We start from the raw sequence: 20,284 nt of genomic DNA on the forward strand, positions 1-20,284 counted from the left end.
AATAGCTAATTGAAATTAAGACTTTAATTAGTAATATGTTAGCAAAGGTCTTTTCAGATTAGTATTGGCAGGGTATTGTGAGCATAACAATAAGAGTATAATTATAAGGTAGTATAATTATTATTAATATATTGATTTTCATAAGCGAACAACCAGTGATCAGTTTGTAACCTTATTTTTTAATGACTTATAAAGAATTTAATAAAAGAGTTTTTCAGCTTTATGTTTCGAGGTCCTCCTCAAGCTATGCAATTTTCACTTTCGATGCAGTGGAATTAAGCTCTATTGTGCCAATAGCAGAGATTAAAAGATTTGAGATTCTGAGGTCAGATTGGCAATATTTATTAAAGGACTTTGAGAATATACCACAATATTTTGGTCTTCTCGCTATCCAGTGTTGCGCGGCATCCATGATGGAAAGATCAGACGCAGTAACATCTAATGCTTATCAGCTTAGGCTAATTAGGTTGTTGGGGTTGAAAGACGAAGTGGAATTACAGCAGTTGTTTAAACAAGAAGTATCTGGTCGTCCGGTTCAGGAAGTAATATGGGATAAAGCCAAACGCTTTCTAGCGGAGCGCTTTAAGCAAGATCTAAATATTCCCAAGCCCACAACAAAAGCCGGCCGTTATGTGCGATATCCTAAATGGCAGGCTCTGTTTAACACAGAAGAATTAAAACAATTCACTGTCTTTTTTAGTCAGACTTTTCAAGTTGGCGAGTCTTTATCATTTAATTACTTTGAAGCAACGTTGTTGGCTACAATACGAAATATTAACCTTACGTCTCGAATGAAAGAACTTTTAGATGATCATCGTAAGAAGGCTTTATGTATCAAGCAAGTCTTTAATTATTATAATCGCTGGAATGGTGATGTTTATAGTTTACAAAAACAACAACCGGTTTTAGCAGTGAAAGAAGCTGTTGCAATCAACCTATTTGCCAAATTAATCTTAATTATTGAAAACGATTCCCCAGCCTTTTATTTGCCTCCGGAAAATAAGAAAATTCCAATTGCTGATATTTTATCAGTCAAAAAGTATCGATATTTCTATAGCGCACTTCAAATCTTTTCTGAAATCCCAGGATTTGATCAGGAATATGAACATTCTCGGTTTATTTTCAAGAACACACCTTGTTACTTGATAGTGAGTGATAGGCCTGTTACTTCAATTTTGGATTTTTTAAAAGGCAGCAGTACTGCTGTATTAATTCATGAAGAAAACGGATTATTTATCTTTAGGTACCAACCGTCGGAAGCTACAGCACGATCTCCGCTGGGCTATTATTTGCAAAACAAACTCCCTATTGCACTATCCAGCGGATTAAGATTAAAAGAGAAAAGCTACTTGGTAGGCTATGGACCCCATATAACCGGCGATTACGATTACAATGTTCTTTTTGAAAATGCACCGTGTATGTATGATGCTTTCCGAGCAATGCCTGGAGAATACATCGTAAGGATTTCGGGTCATAAAGATATTCGCTTTAACATTATCAGCCCAGTGCAATCTGAGGAAATAATATTACCAAAAAATAAAGGGTGGAATTTTGCTTCATTAAGCGTAGGAGACACTCCTATATTGGAAGGTTGTTTACTAAATAACACAAGAGATAGCTCTGCTATACCTTTAATTCGTGAATGGATATTATCTATTCAACAAAAAAGCCGAAATAACAATCACGCATATAATAAAAATGCACTTTTAAAAGCAATTAAAAACGCTAAATTATGAAAATTACTGGAGCAGTTGAAATCCGCAAGAGCGCAAGCGCACGAATAAGGGTAGTTTCATTCAAACGCAAAAACGAATATATCACACAACCCGACGAGGTTAGGGTTGCCTATCCACCCGAAGGTTACGTTTTTGCGCCGGTCCTCCAAGATAAATTTGAAGTAGACGATCTTATAGAATTTCATACAGTTCCTGCTAAGAATCCGAAGCCATCAGAAGATGAATTCATTCTGGATAAACATGGTGCCTGCAACCTGATTGGTAATGAGGTTTTTAGGGTGTCTGCATACATTATTCGTCCAGAAGGAGCTATCGATTTAGAAGAGTTTGACCATTCATTGATTCGGTCAAATTCAGAGTTTTATTTGTCCATCAATGAATTTCTTTATGGGCCATTCAAAAAGTCTGAGGATTACATACAACCGATAAAAGAAGTGTTTCAGTTTCCGCTGGATCAAGTTACATTATATCCCGCTGGTAATAAGTCTTACTTGATTGGTAAACCATCTAGCAATACAAAATACGACACGATGAATCAAGCGCAGCTGGGCGACTGGTTGAAAGATCGGATGCGCAATTTTGATTTGGCATTTGAGTTTCAAGACGTTCGTAACGCAATAGCAAAACAGCCATTAAATGGCTTAGATAGCGTCAGAATTCGACGGGCATTGAGCACTCTTGACCAATTATTACTTAACCAAGCGGATCTCAAAACGATTTCTGATAACATACCTCAGTTAAAAGTAACTTATACGAGTGCCCTAGAACTTGCACGCGATGAAATAACATTACCTTTACAGATCCAAGCAAGTGAATTAGAAAAGAACATATTTGCCTTAGTCTCAGAAAAACAAACCGCTGAACAACAGCTCAAAGAGCAACTCATTCTACTAAATAATGCTAGACAGCAACTTGCTAATATTGAGCGAGAAAAAGAACGACTTATAGATGATATAAAAATACACGCTTTGGTGCAGCCATCAAGCATTAACATAGTATCTCAGTTTGCTAAATTTGATGTGCAAAGTTACGTCTCACAAGGGTCTCAACATACATCGGTATTCGATTTTATAAAATCTTTTAGGGAAACTATAGTTGTTGGCGAAGAGGACCTCGCAAAAGTGGGCCACACTTTACTTTTATTATTAAAGGATTACAAATGTTTACTTACTGTGGCAGCAGAGCCAATTATACAGATCGCAAGGTTAAGTAATAACGCAAAAATATTTATTCAGCAGGTCGAACCTGACTGGCTAAAATATGATTTGTTCTTTGAGAATGGTCTAAAACAAGTTTGGGAATCAGCTATCACGAATCCGGAAATGATCCACTTTTTACTTTTGGAGGATTTAAATATGTCTAGTCCAGAGTGTTACGCACGTCCTCTAAATGATATCCTAAGCGGTATAAGGCGTTCACTGCCAGGTCTTCCTGGCCCTTTTCCTGTTAATTTATGGATCTTTGGCATACCTATGGAACCTTCCTATGATCAGGAATTTGGGTTACCAATATTAAAAAACACCTTCCGCCACTGGGGCTGTGTGCCGATAAGAAATGGCGAATGGGAATTTACTCATAACAACTCAGGAATGATTCTAACCCCGACGGTACTTATCGACCACGACGAAATGGCAGCGTCGTCACCAGATCATTATTTTGAACACGAATGATGATTATCGATCTGCAATCTGCTATTTTAGAATGGTTTTGGTTTGAACAAGATAAATATAAAACCATTTTTAAAATTGAGAAAAGATGTAAAGACTTGTTTCACCAATTCTATCCTAACCAGCCAGTTAGCAATGCGAAATATCAACTTTTTTATCCATTGGTGCGTTATGGAATGATAGAATTTTATGGAGCGGGAAAATTTGCATTATCGCCTACATGTGCTTTAGTTTCAGCAAATTTTATATTGCTGATTAATTTGCCTACGACCCTTAGACGCTCTTTAGATGAAATCAATTCCTTCTCTGAGCCTTTTTTAGGCTATGTTCGTTATCCTTTTTCTAAACCGCTGTTACAAGCGATTAAAAATAAAAAAATAAATTGTGAGGAATTTGACATGGGGATAATGTTACGGAAGCTACCTTCCTTAGTCTCCCTAATTAAAACATGGGAGAAAGAAAACGTCATCGATCCGACGCCATTCCTGTTCTTTGATGGGAAATGGGGAAAGTATCCTGGTGAAACATATCTTGGGGTATTTAAAAAATCTGACTTGGCTTATAGTCAACGTGTTTGCCGACTCGGTCCCGATGAATGGAGGGTCATACCCGAACAAACTCAACACATTGACGCATTTTCTATAGCAGTATTATGGAGTAAAACGCATTGCGCAAAAACGATTGGAGCTTCTTACATTACCAAGACTTCGAAACTTGTTCTAACAGAGACATTTTTCCCCCTTGCTGTAGAAAGGTTGCTCAGTATTAACACAATGCTAAACAGAATTGATAGCTCCGCCATGACTAAACGCAATTACCATGTGAACCAACACCATTTTCGGTTACTAAATCATTTTCTATCTAATTCAATTGAATCAACTTATGAATAACGCATTTGCAGTCTGGCGCGAACTTAGAGACATATATCTTAAATATATAGACACAGGTCTTCCAATTAAATACAAACACCTTGAAAATGAACGGAAGCATTTATTGCTCGCCCAAGATGCTATCTGTAAGGATCCGATCATTGAATTAGTTCCTCGTTATCAGGAGTATTGCACACTAACCGAGGCCTGTCAGCAACTTAATTTGATGGAAAGTTATGCTGAATTTGCAAAGACCGGGCTTTTTGCAAGCAGGAATGGTCAGGAAAGCAAGATGTACAAACACCAGTTTGAATCATTGAAAGCGGCTGCACTACAGCGGAAACATATTATCGCAACAACCGGAACTGGATCAGGGAAAACTGAGTGTTTCCTTTTTCCTCTTTTATATGATATTCACAAAGAAAAAAGTCATTCAGAGTCTCAAAACATACATGCAGTCAGGGGGCTCATTCTTTATCCTTTGAACGCTTTAGCGGAGGACCAAATGCGGCGGTTAAGAAAGGCTTTAAGCAGCAATGACGCCATTAATTATTTGGATAACAATTTAGCTGGTAAACGGATCACCTTCGGTAGGTACACAGGCATTACACCTGGAACCGGGCTGGAAAAAGAATCGAATAAGAAAAAGCTAAGGCAAGATAAGGATAGTCTGATGCGGGACTGGGAATCTGCCAAAAAGCAGGCGACAATAACTAGTAATACCGACTATTTATATGACGTAACCAATATGGATGCCGGCGTCGATGCTGAACTATGGGACAGGTGGACTATGCAGAAAACACCTCCAGATATCCTGATTACTAATTACAGTATGCTGAACATAATGCTAATGCGCCAGCACGAGTCAAATATCTTTCAAGCGACTAAATTGTGGCTAGAAGCTGATAAATCACATGTATTTCACCTTGTAATAGATGAACTCCACTCTTATCGTGGTACAAGCGGGACAGAAGTTGCTTACCTTATCCGTTTATTGCTGATGCGGCTCGGTTTAACACCAGATTCCCCGCAGGTGCAATTTCTATGTTCTAGTGCTTCCATGAAAGAAACAGAGCGTACTAAGAAATTCATTTCTGGTTTTTTCGGGTTGGAAACTACTTTATATACAGAGCTATTTTCCGTTATAAGTGATCCAACCGTAGTTGCTAAAGGGTTGGAATTGGGCAATCTTGAAATTGAAAAATACAGTTTAATAGATGAGAACACCGATCCGGAATTAATCTCAAAATTATTTGAAAGGGATAGCATCCTGAAATTATTAAAGGATAAAATCACAAAAGCAGAGGAAAGTCATAAAATTGAATTGGCCTTGTTCGGGGAAGACAGTCAAGCTTCGCAAAAAGCTCTTGAGGGTTTACTTGTAGGCCTAAGTCTATTAAAAAATGCAAAGGGAGATGTAATACAGCCCCAACGCGCTCACTATTTTTTTCGCAATATAGAAGGACTTTGGGCATGTGTTAACCCACAATGTAGCGAAGTTTTGCAGGAGCATCGATTTGAAGGCCGAGCAATTGGACGTCTTTTTCGTAAACCGCAAGTTTCATGCAAGTGTGGGGCTATTGTACTGGAGGCTCTCTTATGTAGGCAGTGTGGTGAATTATATTTGGGAGGTTGGCTCAATAAAGACGCAAAAGTTAGTTACTTATCTATTGAGAAGGAAGTTTATCGCGACAATAGTGATTATATAACCATATATCCAAAACCAGATATCGCTGATGGTGAATGGCAAACATGTAATTTGGATTTTGTTGATGGGGAGTTTAAAAAGACAAGGTTGGGAACAAGTCTTTTCTTTTCAAAGCCAGATAATTATACCGCCCAGTATCCCAATTGGTGTTTTAACTGCGAGTACAAAGTTCAGCTTCAGTCCGGAAGTACACTTACACCAGTCTATAAACATTATACAGGCGTCCAGAAAGTAAACCAATTAATGGCTGATTCCCTTATGCTTTCGCTAAACAAATACAATCAGGGTTCAGAAAGATCTAAATTGGTGCTCTTCTCAGATAGCCGACAGGCGGCCGCTAAATTGGCCGCGGGTATAGAAATGGATCATTACCGAGATACGATCAGGGCAATTGTGCTTAATAGTCTAGAAGAAAGATCAACCGAGAAAAATATTCTTAGAAGATTTTGGGCCTCAAAATCGTCGATTAGCGAGGCTGAGCGAAAAGTCCTCAAAACAATGAGAGAATCGAATGAGTTCAGGGATATTTTTGACTTGATTACATTTGAGGACCACAATCATCCGGGAATTGCCGATTATTTCAAAACAAGGAATAATGTTCGTATAAACACACTACAATCTAAGGTAGCTAATAGTCTTTTCGAAATCGGTATAAATCCGGGTGGATCTGCACCTTCACTAAATCAAGATTGGTTGGAAAACTACAATTTTGAGAAGGCCGGATTTACACTAGAGAATGAGAGTTTAAAAGCAATAAACTTACATAGCAATATTATCTCTTCATGTGTAAAAGAAATCCTAATTACGATATTTGCACACAATAAACGTTCGCTGGAATCTCTGGTTCAGGGAAAAGTTATTGCAGAGCATACTCATGCTAATCCACGTATCAATGAATTTATCAACTCAGCAATCCGGCTACTGGGAGAATCTTGGCGAATAGACGGTGTAAGTACAACCTATACTAAATCATTTCCAAAGCGGTTATGGAGTTACGCGAGAGCGGTATTCGGTTTTAAGGGCTGGAACTTTCCAAGCGAAATACAGGATGATGTGCTCGATTTCCTTACAAACAATAGGATAATAAAAAGCAGAGATTCTAGAATACTTACGGGCAACGGTTTGTTATTTATTCCGGCCGTCGATGGAGATCCGGTCTGGAAATGCACAATTTGTCAAACTGTCCATTTGCACCATAGCGCAGGCATTTGTATAGGTTGTAATAATATCTTACCAACAGCAGATATATTAACCACAAAGGACATCGAGAATTTAGATAACTATTATATCTATTTAGCTAAACTTGCGCGAGAAAATAAACCAACCCGTCTACACTGCGAAGAATTGACGGGACAGACAGATAAGGAAGATGCACGGAAGCGTCAAAGATTATTTCAAGGAAGGACATTAGAGCAGGAAATCAAAAAAGTAGAAGAGATAGATCTTTTAAGTGTGACAACTACAATGGAAGCTGGTGTGGACATAGGATCTTTATCAGCTGTTATGATGGGTAATGTTCCACCTCAAAGGTTCAATTACCAGCAAAGAGTAGGTCGTGCAGGTCGGCGAGGTAAGGCACTTTCAGTAGCTCTGACAATAGCTAAAGGAAACAGCCATGACCAGACCAATTATGCCCAATCACATAGGATGGTATCAAGTACCCCTCCAGATCCTTATCTGGAATTGAGCAGAAAGGAAATATTCTACCGTGTGTTAAACAAGGAAGTTCTTAATCGTGCTTTTTCCCTAATCAATCTTTCTAAAGATGATAAAACGGACAATGTACACGGAGAATTTGGTTACTATTATAATTGGGACAACAACCGAGATCAAGTTATCTTTTGGATAACTAACAATGAGCTGGAGATAACAGACATTGCCAAATCGTTGAAGGTCGGAACTAATTTGAAATTATTAGACACAGAAATAGTTCGCTATGTGCAGGCAAATTTAATAAAGCATATTGACGATGTTACTCACAATGAACATGACTACACGCAAATGGCGTTAAGTGAGCGGTTGGCTAACGCCAGTTATCTGCCAATGTTTGGATTTCCAACCAAAGTACGTATGTTGTATGAGCAGTGGCCAGATAAATTGCCACCTGAAAATGTAGTTGATAGAAATCTTGATATAGCTATATCTGAATTTGCGCCCGGTAGTGAGATTATCAAAGATAAAAAGGTATTATCGCCCGTGGGATTAGTTCATTATCGGTCTATAAATCACCAGATAACAGAACTAGATGGAAGAGGGGTTTTGGCGAATGGTATCTCTCGGTGTGTAAACTGTAACACTGTATTTCTAGATCTCACTGATACTGATAAATGTACTGTTTGCCAACATAATCTTCAAAAAATAGAAGCATGCGCACCTCTAGGTTTTTGTGTTGATTACGCGATGATTGTTAAAAAGGACTTTGACGGCAACTTCGAGTGGTCACCTAGGGCTGGTGAAACAACACTCGACCCAACTTCAAAGCTGATTAATGAAAAGCCCACCTATAATATTTGTATTCGCTCAAACCAAGTTCCTTCCGAAGGTATAGTTCACCAGATAAATGACAATAATGGTAATTATTTTACGTTGGGTAGAATTATTGGTGAACAGCGCTGGGTAGTTAGAGACTTACTGCTTGATAAAAACACACCAATGACTGCCGCTCAGTCATATGCTTTTATTTCTTCTCGACATACCGGAGTCATTAGTTTGACTCTGAATGAAATCGACGGGGATTATAATCTTGACCCGTTCGACCCATATATAAAAGCTGTATATCTATCATGGGCATTCTTAATTAGAAAATCAATATGCGACAAGCTAGATATCGAAACAAATGAATTTGATATTGGCTATCGCGTATCTCCAAATACGAAACTACCGGAAGTATATATCGTGGAAAAGGCAGATAACGGTGCTGGCTATTGCAACTATTTGAATGGCATGGATGATTTGGAAATAGCTGAAAGCGTTTTTATTCATTCTTTATTGCCTAGTGGTCGTGTGTTTGAAGAGATTTTGATGAAACCAGTTCATGAGCAGATTTGCGCGTCTTCCTGTTATGATTGTTTAAGAGATTATTATAATCAGCAGCACCATGGATTATTAAATTGGCGGGTGGCACTAGATCTTGCCGCAATGGCTGCTAATAGCAAAATTCACTTGAATTTTAGTCAAGTATATTGGCTGGATTACATTAATAATACACTTCTCCCTACATTAGAAAATAAATTAAAAGGTGTCAGAAAGATTCATGGTGATTATTACATGATCCAAATAGGTGACGATTTATTATTGTTAACTCATCCGTTTTGGAGCGATGATAGAAAAAATAGCATCAAAAGTCAGATTGGGGGTAATATCAAAGAATTGAATATTATGGATGCAATTGCAAAATCAAAATTTTAAGGAATGATAATTGGTCGCTGATGGGGTGTCTATATTCGGAGCATAGATTTATTAAAAAATCCTTTAGTGGTAAATATTTTTGAGTCATTCAATTTAGATTCTTACGTTATAAATTGTATCGGAATATGCAGAACCTAACCAAATTTTTAATTAAGGTATAAACCTTTGAGCTTTGCCTTACCACCAAAGGAGAATTGCAAAAGCGAATAAAAGAAAAAGATAAGAAACTTGCTTATAGCCTTGTTCATGAGACGCAGTCTTATAACTCCTTTAGTTATAAGAGTGAAATCAGGGTATTGAAAGACATGGCACTGATAGACCTGCTATCTCTTAATGATGTTAGTTTAAAAAGAGAATTGGAGCAGATCAAAAAATTAAAGGGTAGGTTTAAACTCTTCTGGACAAATTTTCACCAGCATTATAGCGAACTTCAAATTGAATACCCACGCAACTTTATTTTTTCCGTTCGTCTCGATTACCTTTTTATTGTCAAGAATTTGCAATCCGATTATAGCGATATTTTTATCGGGGATGAATTTGTAGAGAGCCTTAACGACACTGCTAAAATCCGGGAAATGTACCTTACTGAACTAATCAACGAGGTCGAGGCCATATTATATCCCACTGAAACATTCGAGGAATGGAAGGCTAACCAAGCTAGCCAGAAAGCAGATCAAAACATTCTTCCAGATTTGCCAGTCAAAATTCCCTATAATGAAGATGCAGGTCTACCCAAATTCGATCAACAGTCGGCCAGTGACTTTCTTAAAATAATGAGATCTTATTTTTCCGAAGAAGATCAAACACAGCTTTCAGCATTAGTTTTTGACAATACAACACCTATAGATCGGTTGATTTTTAAGGGGAACGGTAACCAGCTTGCGGATGCTTTTAAGCAATTGATTGAAGCCAATCTCATCACAGGCTGCCTGAAAACTAATCTCGAAAAATGGATTGCAAAAAACTTTCTTTATGGTACAGGAGAGGTCCCAAAAGAATATACTGAGGGTTGGGTTGGTGCTATTATTTCTGAAGATACTAAACCTTGTAAATCTCCAATTATTGATGTCAGAATGGTTGATAGGGTTCCTACAGTTTTCCCAACGACGAGAAACAAAAGAAACGGTAAATAATTAGTAGGGAAACTATAAGGATGCGGTTTAACCCCTTGTAACCGTACAAAACAAGTCGGTACTATTGCAGTATAAAACAAAATATACAGCATATGAAGTACACATTTGAAGAACTACCGCAGGCCATCAGCGCACTGCATAACAAGGTGGACAATATTAAATACTTGCTTTTAGAAAGCCAAAAGGTACCTCCACCTTATGCTGATCTATTGACAATTAAGCAGGCCGCTGAATTTCTCAGCCTTTCTGTGCCGACACTTTATACTAAAGTCAGCCGGAAGGAAATTCCTGTAAACAAACGGGGCAAAAGACTTTATTTTTCAACAGCTGAATTAAGCACCTGGATAAAATCCGGCAGAAAGAATACGCAGGAAGAAATTCAGATCACCGCTAATTTTCAACCTGTCAAAGAAAACCCACCACCCACATAATCAGGTATCAGGATAACCTTATAGCTATATATCGGTATAGCCAGTTATCGATATATACAGTGTGTAAGATATACTGCTCATTAATAAGCTGTTTATCTAGCTATGCAATGGGGTATATATCAACATAACTCTGTGGGTACATACAGATATATGGATATAACCAGCTACAGAAAGTTTTTGTATAGCAAAAACTACGGTCACAGCAATTTAACGGGGGACAATTAATGGGCTTGTGAGGCTTTTGTCGGAGGACAGTTATAGCGGTAGAAAGGCGATTTATGCAGTCAGTCCCGTTTTCGGGGCTTGTCTTGTCCTGGAATGGGTTTACATTAAAAATGGACAAAATGGAAACAAAAATCAGGGCAAAACAGAAACCATCACTGTATTTCAGTGTAAAACAGAAGCGTAAAATCATCGATGATTACCTACAAAGCGGCAAATCGAAACAGCAGATCTGGAAGGAATACACTGGAGATCACAAAGAAAGAGGTAAGATGTTAAAATGGATGCGGCAATTGGGATATGTTGAAGGAACTGTAATTAAAAAGGCACCTTCGTTTTACATGGAAAAGAAACCAACCGCCAGTAAACCAGTAATATTGCCACTTAGGGATGAAGGCAGCTTTAAGCTGCAGAAGTTGCAACAGGAGCTAAATGACAGCCATTTACGCGAGCAATCCTACCTGCTGATGATAGAGGTGGCTGAAAGGGAGTTGAAAATCAACATTAGAAAAAAGTTATATACCAAGTAATCTATGAAATGAAAGACAGAAACAAAAATATAAGCCTTGCACGGATCTGTCGAGTACTTGGAATGAGCAGACAAGCGTACTATCAGCACTGGTGGCATAATGAAACACTAACAATTGAACATGAACTCGTACTGAAACAGGTTGCACAAATAAGAGAGGACCACAGGCATATGGGAACCAGGAAACTTTATGAACTCATTCAACCATTTTTATTGGAACACCAGATAAAGATAGGCAGGGATGCACTATTCGACCTTTTGTCCGCTCACGGAATGCTAGTGAAACGTTATAAACGAAGGATATCGACGACAAATTCTTATCATATGTACAGGAAATTTCCGAACTTGATTAAGGGATTGGTCCCAAGTTTTCCAAATCAGGTCTGGGTAAGTGATATTACCTACTGGAAGATCAATGATAAATTTCTGTACATCAGCTTCATTACCGATGCTTTTTCACGAAAGGTTTTGGGTTATAATGTTGCGGAAAATATGTTGTCGATAGAAAGTGTTAAAGCATTAAAAATGGCACTTGATGGAGCAGAGGGTATTGATTTCCTCCATCACCATTCTGATCGTGGGCTACAATACTGTTCAAACGAATACGTCCAGGTTTTGGAAGAAAACGACATTAAAATCAGCATGACCGAAACCAGCGACCCCAGGGACAATGCCATTGCAGAACGGCTTAATGGAATCATTAAAAATGAATACCTGAGCAGTTACGTTGTCAAGAATCTGGAAGAAGGGAAACAAGTTCTAGACTTCGTAATCAAGCTGTACAACGAGGAAAGGCCACATATGAGCATAGGAAATCTAACTCCGGAGCTTGTACATCATGGAAATGCCAAGCCCCCGCAGTTATGGAAGAATTATTATCACAAAAACAGTACTATTGTAAATCCTATTCAGGATTACGATACTGCTGTAAATCTATTGCAGGATCGAAAGTAAAAAATCGTAAACGTATTTCAGGACGAGTCAGCTGAGCAAGCGGAAGTTGGGCAGTTGCCCTACTTGCTTGCCCTGTGCTATCGCTACAGGGGTTTCAAGTATCCTCCGGGGATACTTGTGGGCTTTGCAAGCCCTTTGGAGGCCATAAATGGTATACTGTCAGGTATACCATTTATGTAGCTATACAATATCATCAATTAAATGACGAAATACATTAAGGAGAACAAGTATGCAAATGGACATTATCACTATGGAGGATTTAAAGCAGTTCAAGGTGGACTTTTTACAGGAAATGAAAGCCGTTATTGGACAGGGAAAACAGGACGAGGCTACAGCCTGGTTAAGGAGTGCTGCGGTTAGAAAGATGCTCAACATATCACCGGGAACTTTACAAAACCTGCGCATCAATGGCACTTTGCCATTCCGAAAGATTGGCGGTACTATGTTCTACAGCAAAGCAGAAATTGAAAAATTATTAAAAGGAGAATAAGATGAAGAATTACCAGCATATACAGCAACATGCCCTTAGCGGTTACTTTGAACGGGTAGCATCAGAAGACCGTTTTTATTCGAGCCATATCAGTCTGCTGATGGCCTTGTTTTACTACAGCGACGGTGATGCGTCGGAAATGTCCTTCCAGGTGAGCAGGCCAAAGCTGATGAGGTTTTCACGCATTAAGTCGTTAGCCACCTACCATAAGAATATCAAAGACCTTGCAAGTTTTGGATATATTGAATATACCCCGTCTTGGCATCCGCAAATGGGCAGCCAGGTCAGGTTAATTGTTGGAACAGCAAACAGGTAAATAGCTGATCAAATGGAAGACATCAATACCAAATCGGTGCGCTACCCGGTAACCACCGACCAAAAGCTTGAAAAGCTCGCTTTAAAATTAGGCCGTCCAAAAAAGCTGGTTGTCATACAAATGGTGGATTATTTCTACCGGAGTAAGAAAGACCCTTTAGACCTCAGCGATGAATTGCTCAAAAAAGAGCTGGCAGGTGGAAACAGCAGGATTATTGGTTTCGTTAAGCGGCAGGAAAGTGATTTCCTGCTGCCCATCTTTACCGCCAGCGGAGTGTTGACCACCATTGCGAAACAACATACGATCTATTTCCAGCAGATTTCGGATTATCTGCTGGAGGAAGCCAAAAAGACCGCTCAGCTTTCTTTGCGCATGGGAGTAATGAAAAAGGGCATAGTTGCAACACAAACCAGGATCGAGGAAAAAGTCTTGTTAAAATCACGCTTTAAAAAGATCCTCGAATATTACATCAACCAAAGGGAATCATTGGGCTGGCCTGTATCCAACATTAAAAAGGAGGATCTGCAAGCCCATGTCAAACAGTCACTGGAAAATTTATAACTTATGTTCATTAATATCACGGCATCAGAAACAGGGAACAACAAAGGCAGTAGCGGGACACTGGTCAATTACCTGGAAAAAGAGAACCATTTGCAGCCTGAAAAAGGCAGGGGTTTAGGGCATGAAAACTGGTTTAATGGTACAGCAAACGAAATCAGCAGGCAGGAAGTCAGGATAAGGATTGACCGCAACATTGCCAAGCTTGGCCGTAACGACAGTAAGTTTTTCCTGATCAATGTCAGCCCCAGCCAAAAGGAACTTGCACACCTATACCAGACCTATGGTGAGCAGGGCGTAAAGGAACAGCTGAAAGAATTTGCCACGAAGGTGATGGACGAGTATGCTGAAAATTTCAAAAGAGCAGGAATTAACAGCCATCAAGACCTGCTCTGGTTTGCCAAACATGAAAACTTCCGGTATTATAAACATGATGACAAAGAAGCGAAAGACGGAAGCAGGCAAAAGGGAGAACGCAAAGAAGGACGGCAGGATCACATACAGATCATTGTTAGCCGTAAAGACATCACCAATACCATCAAGCTTAGCCCGCAGAATACCTCAAAAGGGAAGAACAAAGAGCATTCAGCCAAACTGGGCGAGTTTAACCGTACCGCTTTTAAACAATCCGGCGAAAAGTTATTTGATGCGTTTTTTGATTTTGACAGGGCACTGAAAGATACTTTGGCCTATGCCAATACCATGAAAAATGGGACAGCCGAACAAAAAGCGCAAATGCTGGTTTTGGATGACATTCAAAACAGGCAGGGTGAACCCGCTCCAATCCTTAAAGACCTCAGTCTGGAAGTGGCGGGAGGATTGTTTGACAGTATTGGGGAAATGATCGGTACGGTAGGTAAATTCAGTGTTGATTTGTTGAGTATTTTGATGGAACCTGTTTACGTAGCGCCTGGGTCAGCTCCAATACAGGGAAAGAAGAAGAAAAAGAAAAGGTGTACCGATCAAAGTCAGGGCAGGCGTTACTAATTGATTGATTGGTAATCCTGTCCCTGAGATTCACATTATAAACCATCAGTAATATATTTGGTGCGTTCGGCTAATACTGCTTTTAACCACTGCCTGATAACTTTCCTTCCACTATTTACAGCTTTAACTTTATCCTGCGGGCTAGTAACAAGGTTGTACCTGATCGCTTTGTTGAATAAAGTTAGGTAGTGAATTTCCAAATCTTCATTCACCTGAAATTTTGGACTCTCCACATCTATGAAATTGAGGAAGCAGAGGGGGTTGCCCAGCAATCGCTTCCAGTCGGGTTACTAAAATAAGAAGGAAAAGAAACCTGATTGATGAATTGCTGTATAAGCACCTCTGGCTTGATCTGGTAAATACTGCAAAGTATGTAAAAGTCTTCTGGTAGGGTAACGTTAATTGTTGTTTCCATAAAGGTGAGTTTAGTTTTGAGTGGTAGCCAGATAGTGTGCGAGGTAAATTTCTCTTAAAATATTTGTGCGCTCCTCCAGGTCACGTATGATGTAGAGTCCCAAATGTAATTCCTCCATTCTCCCAAAGAAATTGAGTTCGGGTTCTGTTAATTGATAGGCTTTCGGCTTATTTCCTCCAAAACCTTCTGCTATATTGGAGAACAAAGAGAAAGTAAAATTATCATAGGCGAGCTTTAACCCTTTATGGGCATGGGCATCTGCTGCTGAAATTCTGCCCATAAAATATTCCAGAAATTCCTTGGGATAGCAATTATGAGCTTCACAGAGTATGCAAAAATCTTTGTTCAATTTGATAGTGGAATATTCATCAAGGTATAAGGTGTCTGAAATGGTATATACCCGTTCCATTGCTTCAAAAATCATGTTGACAAGGGAGCGGGTTTTCTCTCTTTTAATAGCGGTCAAGCCAGCCTTTTTTGTGGCCAATACTTTAATTTTTGATAGACAGGATATGAGTAATGCGCCACAATTCCTCATGGCTTTACTTTCCACAGACCGTTTCCTTTTTGCCCTTACATAAGAACCAACGGTTCTGGTGGCCTCTGAAAACCCTTCGCAATAATCCTCACGAATGGTATCATATACGGTTACATGGTCGGCGAAAACCTGTAATACTTCCACCAACTCAACTTTGTATATCGCACAGGCCACGCTAAATTCTAAAGGGACTATGATTTGTTGCCTGTTAATTCGTTTCATCAATCATTTTTTTAGGTTTTGTCATTTCAGCATAGACATAACTGGCATTGACCATTTCCAGGAACTGGGTATAAAAGCACATCATATTTTTTGTTAAGTCTTCATCCCTATATGCTGCGGAATGATAAATCCAGGCTTTGTATAGTTCCCATAAATTGTCTCTTGTCTCATGGATGGGGAAGTCTGCAAAAAAATAAGACATCAATCTTACTGGGTTTTCCATTTGATCGGCTGTCAGGCCACTAGGCTGATAGTTCAATTGTTTTTTAATTTTCTTCATTTTCATAACGGGTGGCTTTTAATAAAATTCTTGGAAATCTGCCGAATCACCCTTGCACAGCAGGTAGTTCAGCGATAAACTGGCATAATAGCTGAGATATTTTTCACCCTGATGTGAACTACAACTGACCAGTAGAAAATCTTCTGTAACCTTGATAGATACACGCTGTTCTATTGCCTTCGGTACAATTACAGCCAGTAATAAGATCCCACCCTTATAAGAGACTACACGCACCTGATCTTGATTTTTAGGAAACTGCAATGAAGCTAAATTTGGATACCGATCAACTGTTTGACGCAGCAGGATTCTAGTTCCTTTCTGAAAAGGGAGCATTAAGAACCGTTTATTGCAAAGTGAGACTTCTATATCCGGCTTATCCATTTATAACCTCACTTTCCTGCATTACTCTTTTGTATAAAGCGGCCTCGTTTTCCAGTTTCTGAATTTTCTCTTTACACATCGCTTTGACAAGACTTACAAAATCTGTAATCCTATCATATAAGTGCTGTGCATCCTCAGATTCAACTGAGAAATGATCACCATAACGTGCCTCCGAATAGCTTTTAATCAAAATTTCAAATAGTCTTTCATCTTCGGAGCTTCCTGATAGTAATGTTTTAAAAGGCTTACTGGAAAAACATTTACAGAGGTTTAAAAGGCGTTTTAAATTGTGAATCTCTGAACGGTATGCCATTTGAACCCTGATAAGTACAATACAGGATTGTTCTACAGCCTGATGGAGCATGAAAATACCAACATTATATTGCCCGTTGATCACACATTGATTCGCGCCAGTCAGGAAGCCTTCAATTAAGGGTATGCGGTGACTTAACTGTTTCCTCGCTTTGACACCTGCCTTTGTAGGAATAAATCTGATCGGGAAATCTGGCATGGTCATACCGTCATGGCTGTACAACAGATGTCCGGTACTATAAACCGTAATGAAAAACCTATTGTTGGCCTTGATTGCTTCCATAATAGTTTCTTTGCCGTGGCAAAGAATAGTAATCACGCCATGCTTATAATGAACATTGGCAAATTCCTGGATTTCATGATCAATCCGGGTATTGGTTGATGTTACGATCAGTAAGCAATAATTGCTACTGTGATCAGTCCTGTAGTCTAAAAAACAGCCATCGGTTTGCGCTAATAGGCTCTTTTTTGAAAAGCAGAAAACTTGTTTGGGTTCGAATTTTTGGACTAGTGATTTGACGAACGTCTTAAAATAGAAAGCATGTTCTTCTGCCGGGGATAGGGGGTACATTTCCATATATCATCTCATTTATAGTTAATAAACTACTCAAATGAGCCTTGATGAGATGGAGTACACAATAAATGTGGGGACTGCCAACCGTGGGAACATATAAAGTTTCTGACGCCTTACGTGACACGGAATTACAGCAGCCCCCACATCTATTTCAAAGCACAAATATAGTACTTCTACACGTAGACGTGGGTAATTTCTGCTGTCCTGCATCACGGCGTCAGAATTATGTTCCGCAAGACTCTTATTATTACCTGTTTAATCTTAAATCAAATATAGTAATTATTTCAATTAAATAAAATATATAGTCAAATTGAAATGATTTATAGGAGTGATTTGCTGTATGAGCAATCTTGTAAGAAATATCATTGGTAGAAATGTGAAATCTATTCGGATAGCGTTGGGCTTATCCTTACTAAATTTTTCAATAGTTACTGGTATGTCGAAAGCCAGTGTAATCAATATAGAATCTGGAAAAACGGGATATAATTTAAATCTGTTAGACAACATTATATTGTTTTCTAAACAAAGTCTGGGTGACCTCTCTAAGGAAGATTATGCACCAGTGGATGATTTGAGGGATCAATTGATCAACCATTACAAAAACAAACCTGAGTTTATAGGTATATTGACTCAAAAGCCAGAAATCGTGTACGCTGTTAAGTATAAACTTTTGAAGAGTAATTTTATAAACGAGCCTAAAGAGATCAATGAAATTAAAGTCTTTTTTGAACAATTTGGCTGGAAATACTTAGGGACTTCTATATCAAACGCATTAAAGAGAATGCCTGCCAACGTGAGTATTAATAAGCATCCATCTAAAAAGAACACTCATGTGTATTCAAAAAATAAAAGTTAAATCAGCTGTCTAATTTAGTTAATTTCCTCCCGCTCATTTGTGGCTTACGGAACCCCTTCGCACCATTCCATCACGCATGTTCCCGTTTTGGGCTTCTACGGAGTGGTAGCGGTCAGGCTTCTGCTTCTCGTTTTGGACGGTGCAATCCAATAGGTCGAGCTTTTGCAGGATAATAATATGCCCAAAGGCTGAGCTTCAGGCATATTAACTATTTAGCGATCAAATCGCTTTCTGGCATTACTGGCTGATCATACTGGCCATTCAATAGGTACTGTAGTTTCAATAGCTTCAACACTTGCTGCAAACATTTCCCTAAGCGGCGCCATATCTTTACCTACTTTTTCATCCAGCATTTTTGCATATAATTGGGTAGTACGGATGTTGGTATGTCCCATCATCTTGGATACGCTTTCGATCGGAACCCCGTTCAGCAGCGTTACCGTTGTGCCAAAGGTGCGTTTTGCAATCCGGTTGCCTAAAACTTTGACAACGTTTGACAATACTGCAATTTCAGTAAGATACTCGTTCATCTTCTGGTTACTGGAAATAGGAAAAGCCTTATCATGATTGATACAAAAGGGGTGATCTTTGTACCTATCAAGAATATCCCGTGCAAATGGCAGCAGTGGGACAGCCAGTCGTGTGTCTGTTTTTTTTCTATAACCAAACAGCCATTTTTCCCCATCATTTCCTATACGTATATCTGATGTTTTTAGCTTCTGTACATCGGCATAAGATAGTCCAGTATAACAACTGAATAAGAAAAAATCCCGTACCTGTGAAAGTCTTACTGTAGTAAAACTTTTATCAGCAATCCTTTGCAGTTCCTCTTTGGTTAGATATTCCCGGTGTACGACTTTTGATCTCAATTTATAACCAAAGAAAGGGTCACTGCTGATCCATTTATTTTTCAAGCAGATACGGACAATCTTCCCAAGATTTTTAAGGTGCTTACTTGCCGTATTCGCTCCATTGTCCTTAGAGGTATGAAGATAAAAATCAAAGCCATCTATAAACTCGTGGTCTATATACCTAATATTAAGATCGCTTTTCTGGTATTTAAAGGACAGGTATTCTTTGACATGTCTTTCCAATACCTCAAACCTTTTTAGTGTTCCTTCGGCATAATCTCCCTTTTCTACCAATTCCTCCATCTTTTTATTATGGATTTTAATAGCCTCGCAGATCGTATGAGTTTTTTCAGCTTTGCCCAGGTACTTGCTTTTAACCGCTTCTGAAGTGATTTCTGCGTCCTCCCTACATAGTAGGGTATGAGCGGCAGTAACTCCGGCTTTCATCTTGTCTAAATAGCTATTTAGGGTTTTGGCTTCTTCTTTAGTGCCTACCATATGTCCTGCCTTGGTATTCCACAATTCCGGTTCACATTCTCTGCTGGTGCAAAGTTCTGCACGTTTCCCGTCAACAGTAATCCTTAAATAGATTGGTACAACACCTTTAACATAGTTTTTTGGTTTCTTTAAGTAGAAAAGCAGTGTGAAATTCGTTTTCATAATGACTGATTTAAGGTTAAACAAAGTTAGCCTTGCAGTCTAAGTGTATCAAGTCGTTCAATGGTTGAAATTTCTGTAAATCAAATATTTACGGATCAAGCGGAAAAGTTGGGGGGAATGATTTTAGGCATATATTTTAGAAAGTCTGAATAAGAAGAATTTGATATCTCTTACGCCTCTGGAAGTT

The 20,284-nt window shown here is 38.9% G+C and carries 20 protein-coding genes; 13 read left to right on the plus strand and 7 right to left on the minus strand.

Features of this window, described 5'->3' with window-relative positions; genetic code table 11:
* Positions 1 to 182: 182 nt before the first annotated feature.
* The 12 genes from ABIB30_RS18865 (at position 183) to ABIB30_RS18920 (ending at position 15,008) form a co-directional block, all read left to right on the plus strand.
* A complete protein-coding gene (locus ABIB30_RS18865; protein ID WP_354304602.1) occupies positions 183 to 1,736 on the plus strand; it encodes a hypothetical protein in 1,554 nt (517 codons plus the stop codon).
* Complete coding sequence (locus ABIB30_RS18870; protein ID WP_354304603.1) at positions 1,733 to 3,406, plus strand: hypothetical protein; 1,674 nt, start codon at positions 1,733 to 1,735, stop codon at positions 3,404 to 3,406. The genes ABIB30_RS18865 and ABIB30_RS18870 overlap by 4 nt, the downstream gene beginning before the upstream one ends.
* Entirely contained in the window at positions 3,403 to 4,293 is an 891-nt protein-coding gene (locus ABIB30_RS18875; protein ID WP_354304604.1) for a hypothetical protein, read from the plus strand. The genes ABIB30_RS18870 and ABIB30_RS18875 overlap by 4 nt, the downstream gene beginning before the upstream one ends.
* On the plus strand, positions 4,286 to 9,388 hold the full coding sequence (locus ABIB30_RS18880; RefSeq protein WP_354304605.1) for a DEAD/DEAH box helicase: 5,103 nt from the start codon (positions 4,286 to 4,288) through the stop codon (positions 9,386 to 9,388). Before ABIB30_RS18875 ends, ABIB30_RS18880 begins: the two co-directional genes overlap by 8 nt.
* Before the next feature lie 305 nt (positions 9,389 to 9,693).
* Positions 9,694 to 10,521 carry a hypothetical protein gene (locus tag ABIB30_RS18885; protein WP_354304606.1) on the plus strand — a complete coding sequence of 276 codons (828 nt, stop codon included), beginning with the start codon at positions 9,694 to 9,696 and terminating at the stop codon, positions 10,519 to 10,521.
* A gap of 92 nt (positions 10,522 to 10,613) precedes the next feature.
* Positions 10,614 to 10,952, plus strand: coding sequence for a helix-turn-helix domain-containing protein (locus tag ABIB30_RS18890; RefSeq protein ID WP_354304607.1), 339 nt, complete (start codon positions 10,614 to 10,616; stop codon positions 10,950 to 10,952).
* Between the two features lie 344 nt (positions 10,953 to 11,296).
* Positions 11,297 to 11,704, plus strand: coding sequence for a hypothetical protein (locus tag ABIB30_RS18895; protein ID WP_354304608.1), 408 nt, complete (start codon positions 11,297 to 11,299; stop codon positions 11,702 to 11,704).
* Positions 11,705 to 11,712: 8 nt separating this feature from the next.
* A complete protein-coding gene (locus ABIB30_RS18900; RefSeq protein WP_354304609.1) occupies positions 11,713 to 12,657 on the plus strand; it encodes an IS3 family transposase in 945 nt (314 codons plus the stop codon).
* A gap of 235 nt (positions 12,658 to 12,892) precedes the next feature.
* Positions 12,893 to 13,147: a helix-turn-helix domain-containing protein gene (locus ABIB30_RS18905; protein WP_354304610.1), complete on the plus strand. Its 255-nt coding sequence runs from the start codon at positions 12,893 to 12,895 to the stop codon at positions 13,145 to 13,147.
* A gap of 1 nt (position 13,148) precedes the next feature.
* The gene (locus ABIB30_RS18910) at positions 13,149 to 13,463 is read left to right on the plus strand and encodes a hypothetical protein (protein ID WP_354304611.1); all 315 of its coding nucleotides are present in this window, start codon (positions 13,149 to 13,151) and stop codon (positions 13,461 to 13,463) included.
* Positions 13,464 to 13,475: 12 nt separating this feature from the next.
* Positions 13,476 to 14,024, plus strand: a complete 549-nt coding sequence (locus ABIB30_RS18915) for a BfmA/BtgA family mobilization protein (protein WP_354304612.1) — start codon at positions 13,476 to 13,478, stop codon at positions 14,022 to 14,024.
* A 3-nt stretch (positions 14,025 to 14,027) separates the two neighbouring features.
* On the plus strand, positions 14,028 to 15,008 hold the full coding sequence (locus tag ABIB30_RS18920) for a DUF5712 family protein (protein WP_354304613.1): 981 nt from the start codon (positions 14,028 to 14,030) through the stop codon (positions 15,006 to 15,008).
* A gap of 35 nt (positions 15,009 to 15,043) precedes the next feature.
* Here the strand turns inward: ABIB30_RS18920 and ABIB30_RS18925 are convergent, their stop codons facing one another.
* Genes ABIB30_RS18925 through ABIB30_RS18950 form a run of 6 tightly spaced genes read right to left on the minus strand, consistent with a single transcriptional unit; the run spans position 15,044 to position 17,733 of the window.
* Positions 15,044 to 15,241, minus strand: a complete 198-nt coding sequence (locus ABIB30_RS18925) for a hypothetical protein (protein ID WP_354304614.1) — start codon at positions 15,239 to 15,241, stop codon at positions 15,044 to 15,046.
* Between the two features lie 2 nt (positions 15,242 to 15,243).
* The gene (locus ABIB30_RS18930) at positions 15,244 to 15,423 is read right to left on the minus strand and encodes a hypothetical protein (protein ID WP_354304615.1); all 180 of its coding nucleotides are present in this window, start codon (positions 15,421 to 15,423) and stop codon (positions 15,244 to 15,246) included.
* A 10-nt stretch (positions 15,424 to 15,433) separates the two neighbouring features.
* Complete coding sequence (locus ABIB30_RS18935) at positions 15,434 to 16,183, minus strand: hypothetical protein (protein WP_354304616.1); 750 nt, start codon at positions 16,181 to 16,183, stop codon at positions 15,434 to 15,436.
* Positions 16,170 to 16,469: a hypothetical protein gene (locus ABIB30_RS18940; protein WP_354304617.1), complete on the minus strand. Its 300-nt coding sequence runs from the start codon at positions 16,467 to 16,469 to the stop codon at positions 16,170 to 16,172. Before ABIB30_RS18940 ends, ABIB30_RS18935 begins: the two co-directional genes overlap by 14 nt.
* A gap of 12 nt (positions 16,470 to 16,481) precedes the next feature.
* Positions 16,482 to 16,796, minus strand: a complete 315-nt coding sequence (locus ABIB30_RS18945) for a hypothetical protein (RefSeq protein ID WP_354304618.1) — start codon at positions 16,794 to 16,796, stop codon at positions 16,482 to 16,484.
* A 40-nt stretch (positions 16,797 to 16,836) separates the two neighbouring features.
* A complete protein-coding gene (locus ABIB30_RS18950) occupies positions 16,837 to 17,733 on the minus strand; it encodes a HEPN domain-containing protein (protein WP_354304619.1) in 897 nt (298 codons plus the stop codon).
* Positions 17,734 to 18,070: 337 nt separating this feature from the next.
* Between ABIB30_RS18950 and ABIB30_RS18955 the strand changes: the two genes are divergently transcribed.
* The gene (locus ABIB30_RS18955) at positions 18,071 to 18,586 is read left to right on the plus strand and encodes a helix-turn-helix domain-containing protein (RefSeq protein ID WP_354304620.1); all 516 of its coding nucleotides are present in this window, start codon (positions 18,071 to 18,073) and stop codon (positions 18,584 to 18,586) included.
* 248 nt (positions 18,587 to 18,834) lie between these two features.
* Here the strand turns inward: ABIB30_RS18955 and ABIB30_RS18960 are convergent, their stop codons facing one another.
* Positions 18,835 to 20,097 carry a site-specific integrase gene (locus ABIB30_RS18960; RefSeq protein ID WP_354304621.1) on the minus strand — a complete coding sequence of 421 codons (1,263 nt, stop codon included), beginning with the start codon at positions 20,095 to 20,097 and terminating at the stop codon, positions 18,835 to 18,837.
* Between the last annotated feature and the right edge of the window lie 187 nt (positions 20,098 to 20,284).

This window comes from Pedobacter sp. UYP1, assembly GCF_040547305.1.
Lineage (GTDB): Bacteria > Bacteroidota > Bacteroidia > Sphingobacteriales > Sphingobacteriaceae > Pedobacter.

What these genes read in the sequence shown, in the direction of transcription:
- ABIB30_RS18895 (WP_354304608.1), top strand. Translation starts at nt 11,297, where the DNA reads ATGGAAACAAAAATCAGGGCAAAACAGAAACCATCACTGTATTTCAGT.
- ABIB30_RS18880 (WP_354304605.1), top strand. Translation starts at nt 4,286, where the DNA reads ATGAATAACGCATTTGCAGTCTGGCGCGAACTTAGAGACATATATCTT.
- ABIB30_RS18870 (WP_354304603.1), top strand. Translation starts at nt 1,733, where the DNA reads ATGAAAATTACTGGAGCAGTTGAAATCCGCAAGAGCGCAAGCGCACGA.
- ABIB30_RS18930 (WP_354304615.1), bottom strand. Translation starts at nt 15,423, where the DNA reads ATGGAAACAACAATTAACGTTACCCTACCAGAAGACTTTTACATACTT.
- ABIB30_RS18940 (WP_354304617.1), bottom strand. Translation starts at nt 16,469, where the DNA reads ATGAAAATGAAGAAAATTAAAAAACAATTGAACTATCAGCCTAGTGGC.
- ABIB30_RS18920 (WP_354304613.1), top strand. Translation starts at nt 14,028, where the DNA reads ATGTTCATTAATATCACGGCATCAGAAACAGGGAACAACAAAGGCAGT.
- ABIB30_RS18950 (WP_354304619.1), bottom strand. Translation starts at nt 17,733, where the DNA reads ATGGAAATGTACCCCCTATCCCCGGCAGAAGAACATGCTTTCTATTTT.
- ABIB30_RS18915 (WP_354304612.1), top strand. Translation starts at nt 13,476, where the DNA reads ATGGAAGACATCAATACCAAATCGGTGCGCTACCCGGTAACCACCGAC.
- ABIB30_RS18960 (WP_354304621.1), bottom strand. Translation starts at nt 20,097, where the DNA reads ATGAAAACGAATTTCACACTGCTTTTCTACTTAAAGAAACCAAAAAAC.
- ABIB30_RS18890 (WP_354304607.1), top strand. Translation starts at nt 10,614, where the DNA reads ATGAAGTACACATTTGAAGAACTACCGCAGGCCATCAGCGCACTGCAT.
- ABIB30_RS18900 (WP_354304609.1), top strand. Translation starts at nt 11,713, where the DNA reads ATGAAAGACAGAAACAAAAATATAAGCCTTGCACGGATCTGTCGAGTA.
- ABIB30_RS18885 (WP_354304606.1), top strand. Translation starts at nt 9,694, where the DNA reads ATGGCACTGATAGACCTGCTATCTCTTAATGATGTTAGTTTAAAAAGA.
- ABIB30_RS18875 (WP_354304604.1), top strand. Translation starts at nt 3,403, where the DNA reads ATGATGATTATCGATCTGCAATCTGCTATTTTAGAATGGTTTTGGTTT.
- ABIB30_RS18955 (WP_354304620.1), top strand. Translation starts at nt 18,071, where the DNA reads ATGAGCAATCTTGTAAGAAATATCATTGGTAGAAATGTGAAATCTATT.
- ABIB30_RS18910 (WP_354304611.1), top strand. Translation starts at nt 13,149, where the DNA reads ATGAAGAATTACCAGCATATACAGCAACATGCCCTTAGCGGTTACTTT.
- ABIB30_RS18865 (WP_354304602.1), top strand. Translation starts at nt 183, where the DNA reads ATGACTTATAAAGAATTTAATAAAAGAGTTTTTCAGCTTTATGTTTCG.
- ABIB30_RS18935 (WP_354304616.1), bottom strand. Translation starts at nt 16,183, where the DNA reads ATGAAACGAATTAACAGGCAACAAATCATAGTCCCTTTAGAATTTAGC.
- ABIB30_RS18945 (WP_354304618.1), bottom strand. Translation starts at nt 16,796, where the DNA reads ATGCTCCCTTTTCAGAAAGGAACTAGAATCCTGCTGCGTCAAACAGTT.
- ABIB30_RS18905 (WP_354304610.1), top strand. Translation starts at nt 12,893, where the DNA reads ATGGACATTATCACTATGGAGGATTTAAAGCAGTTCAAGGTGGACTTT.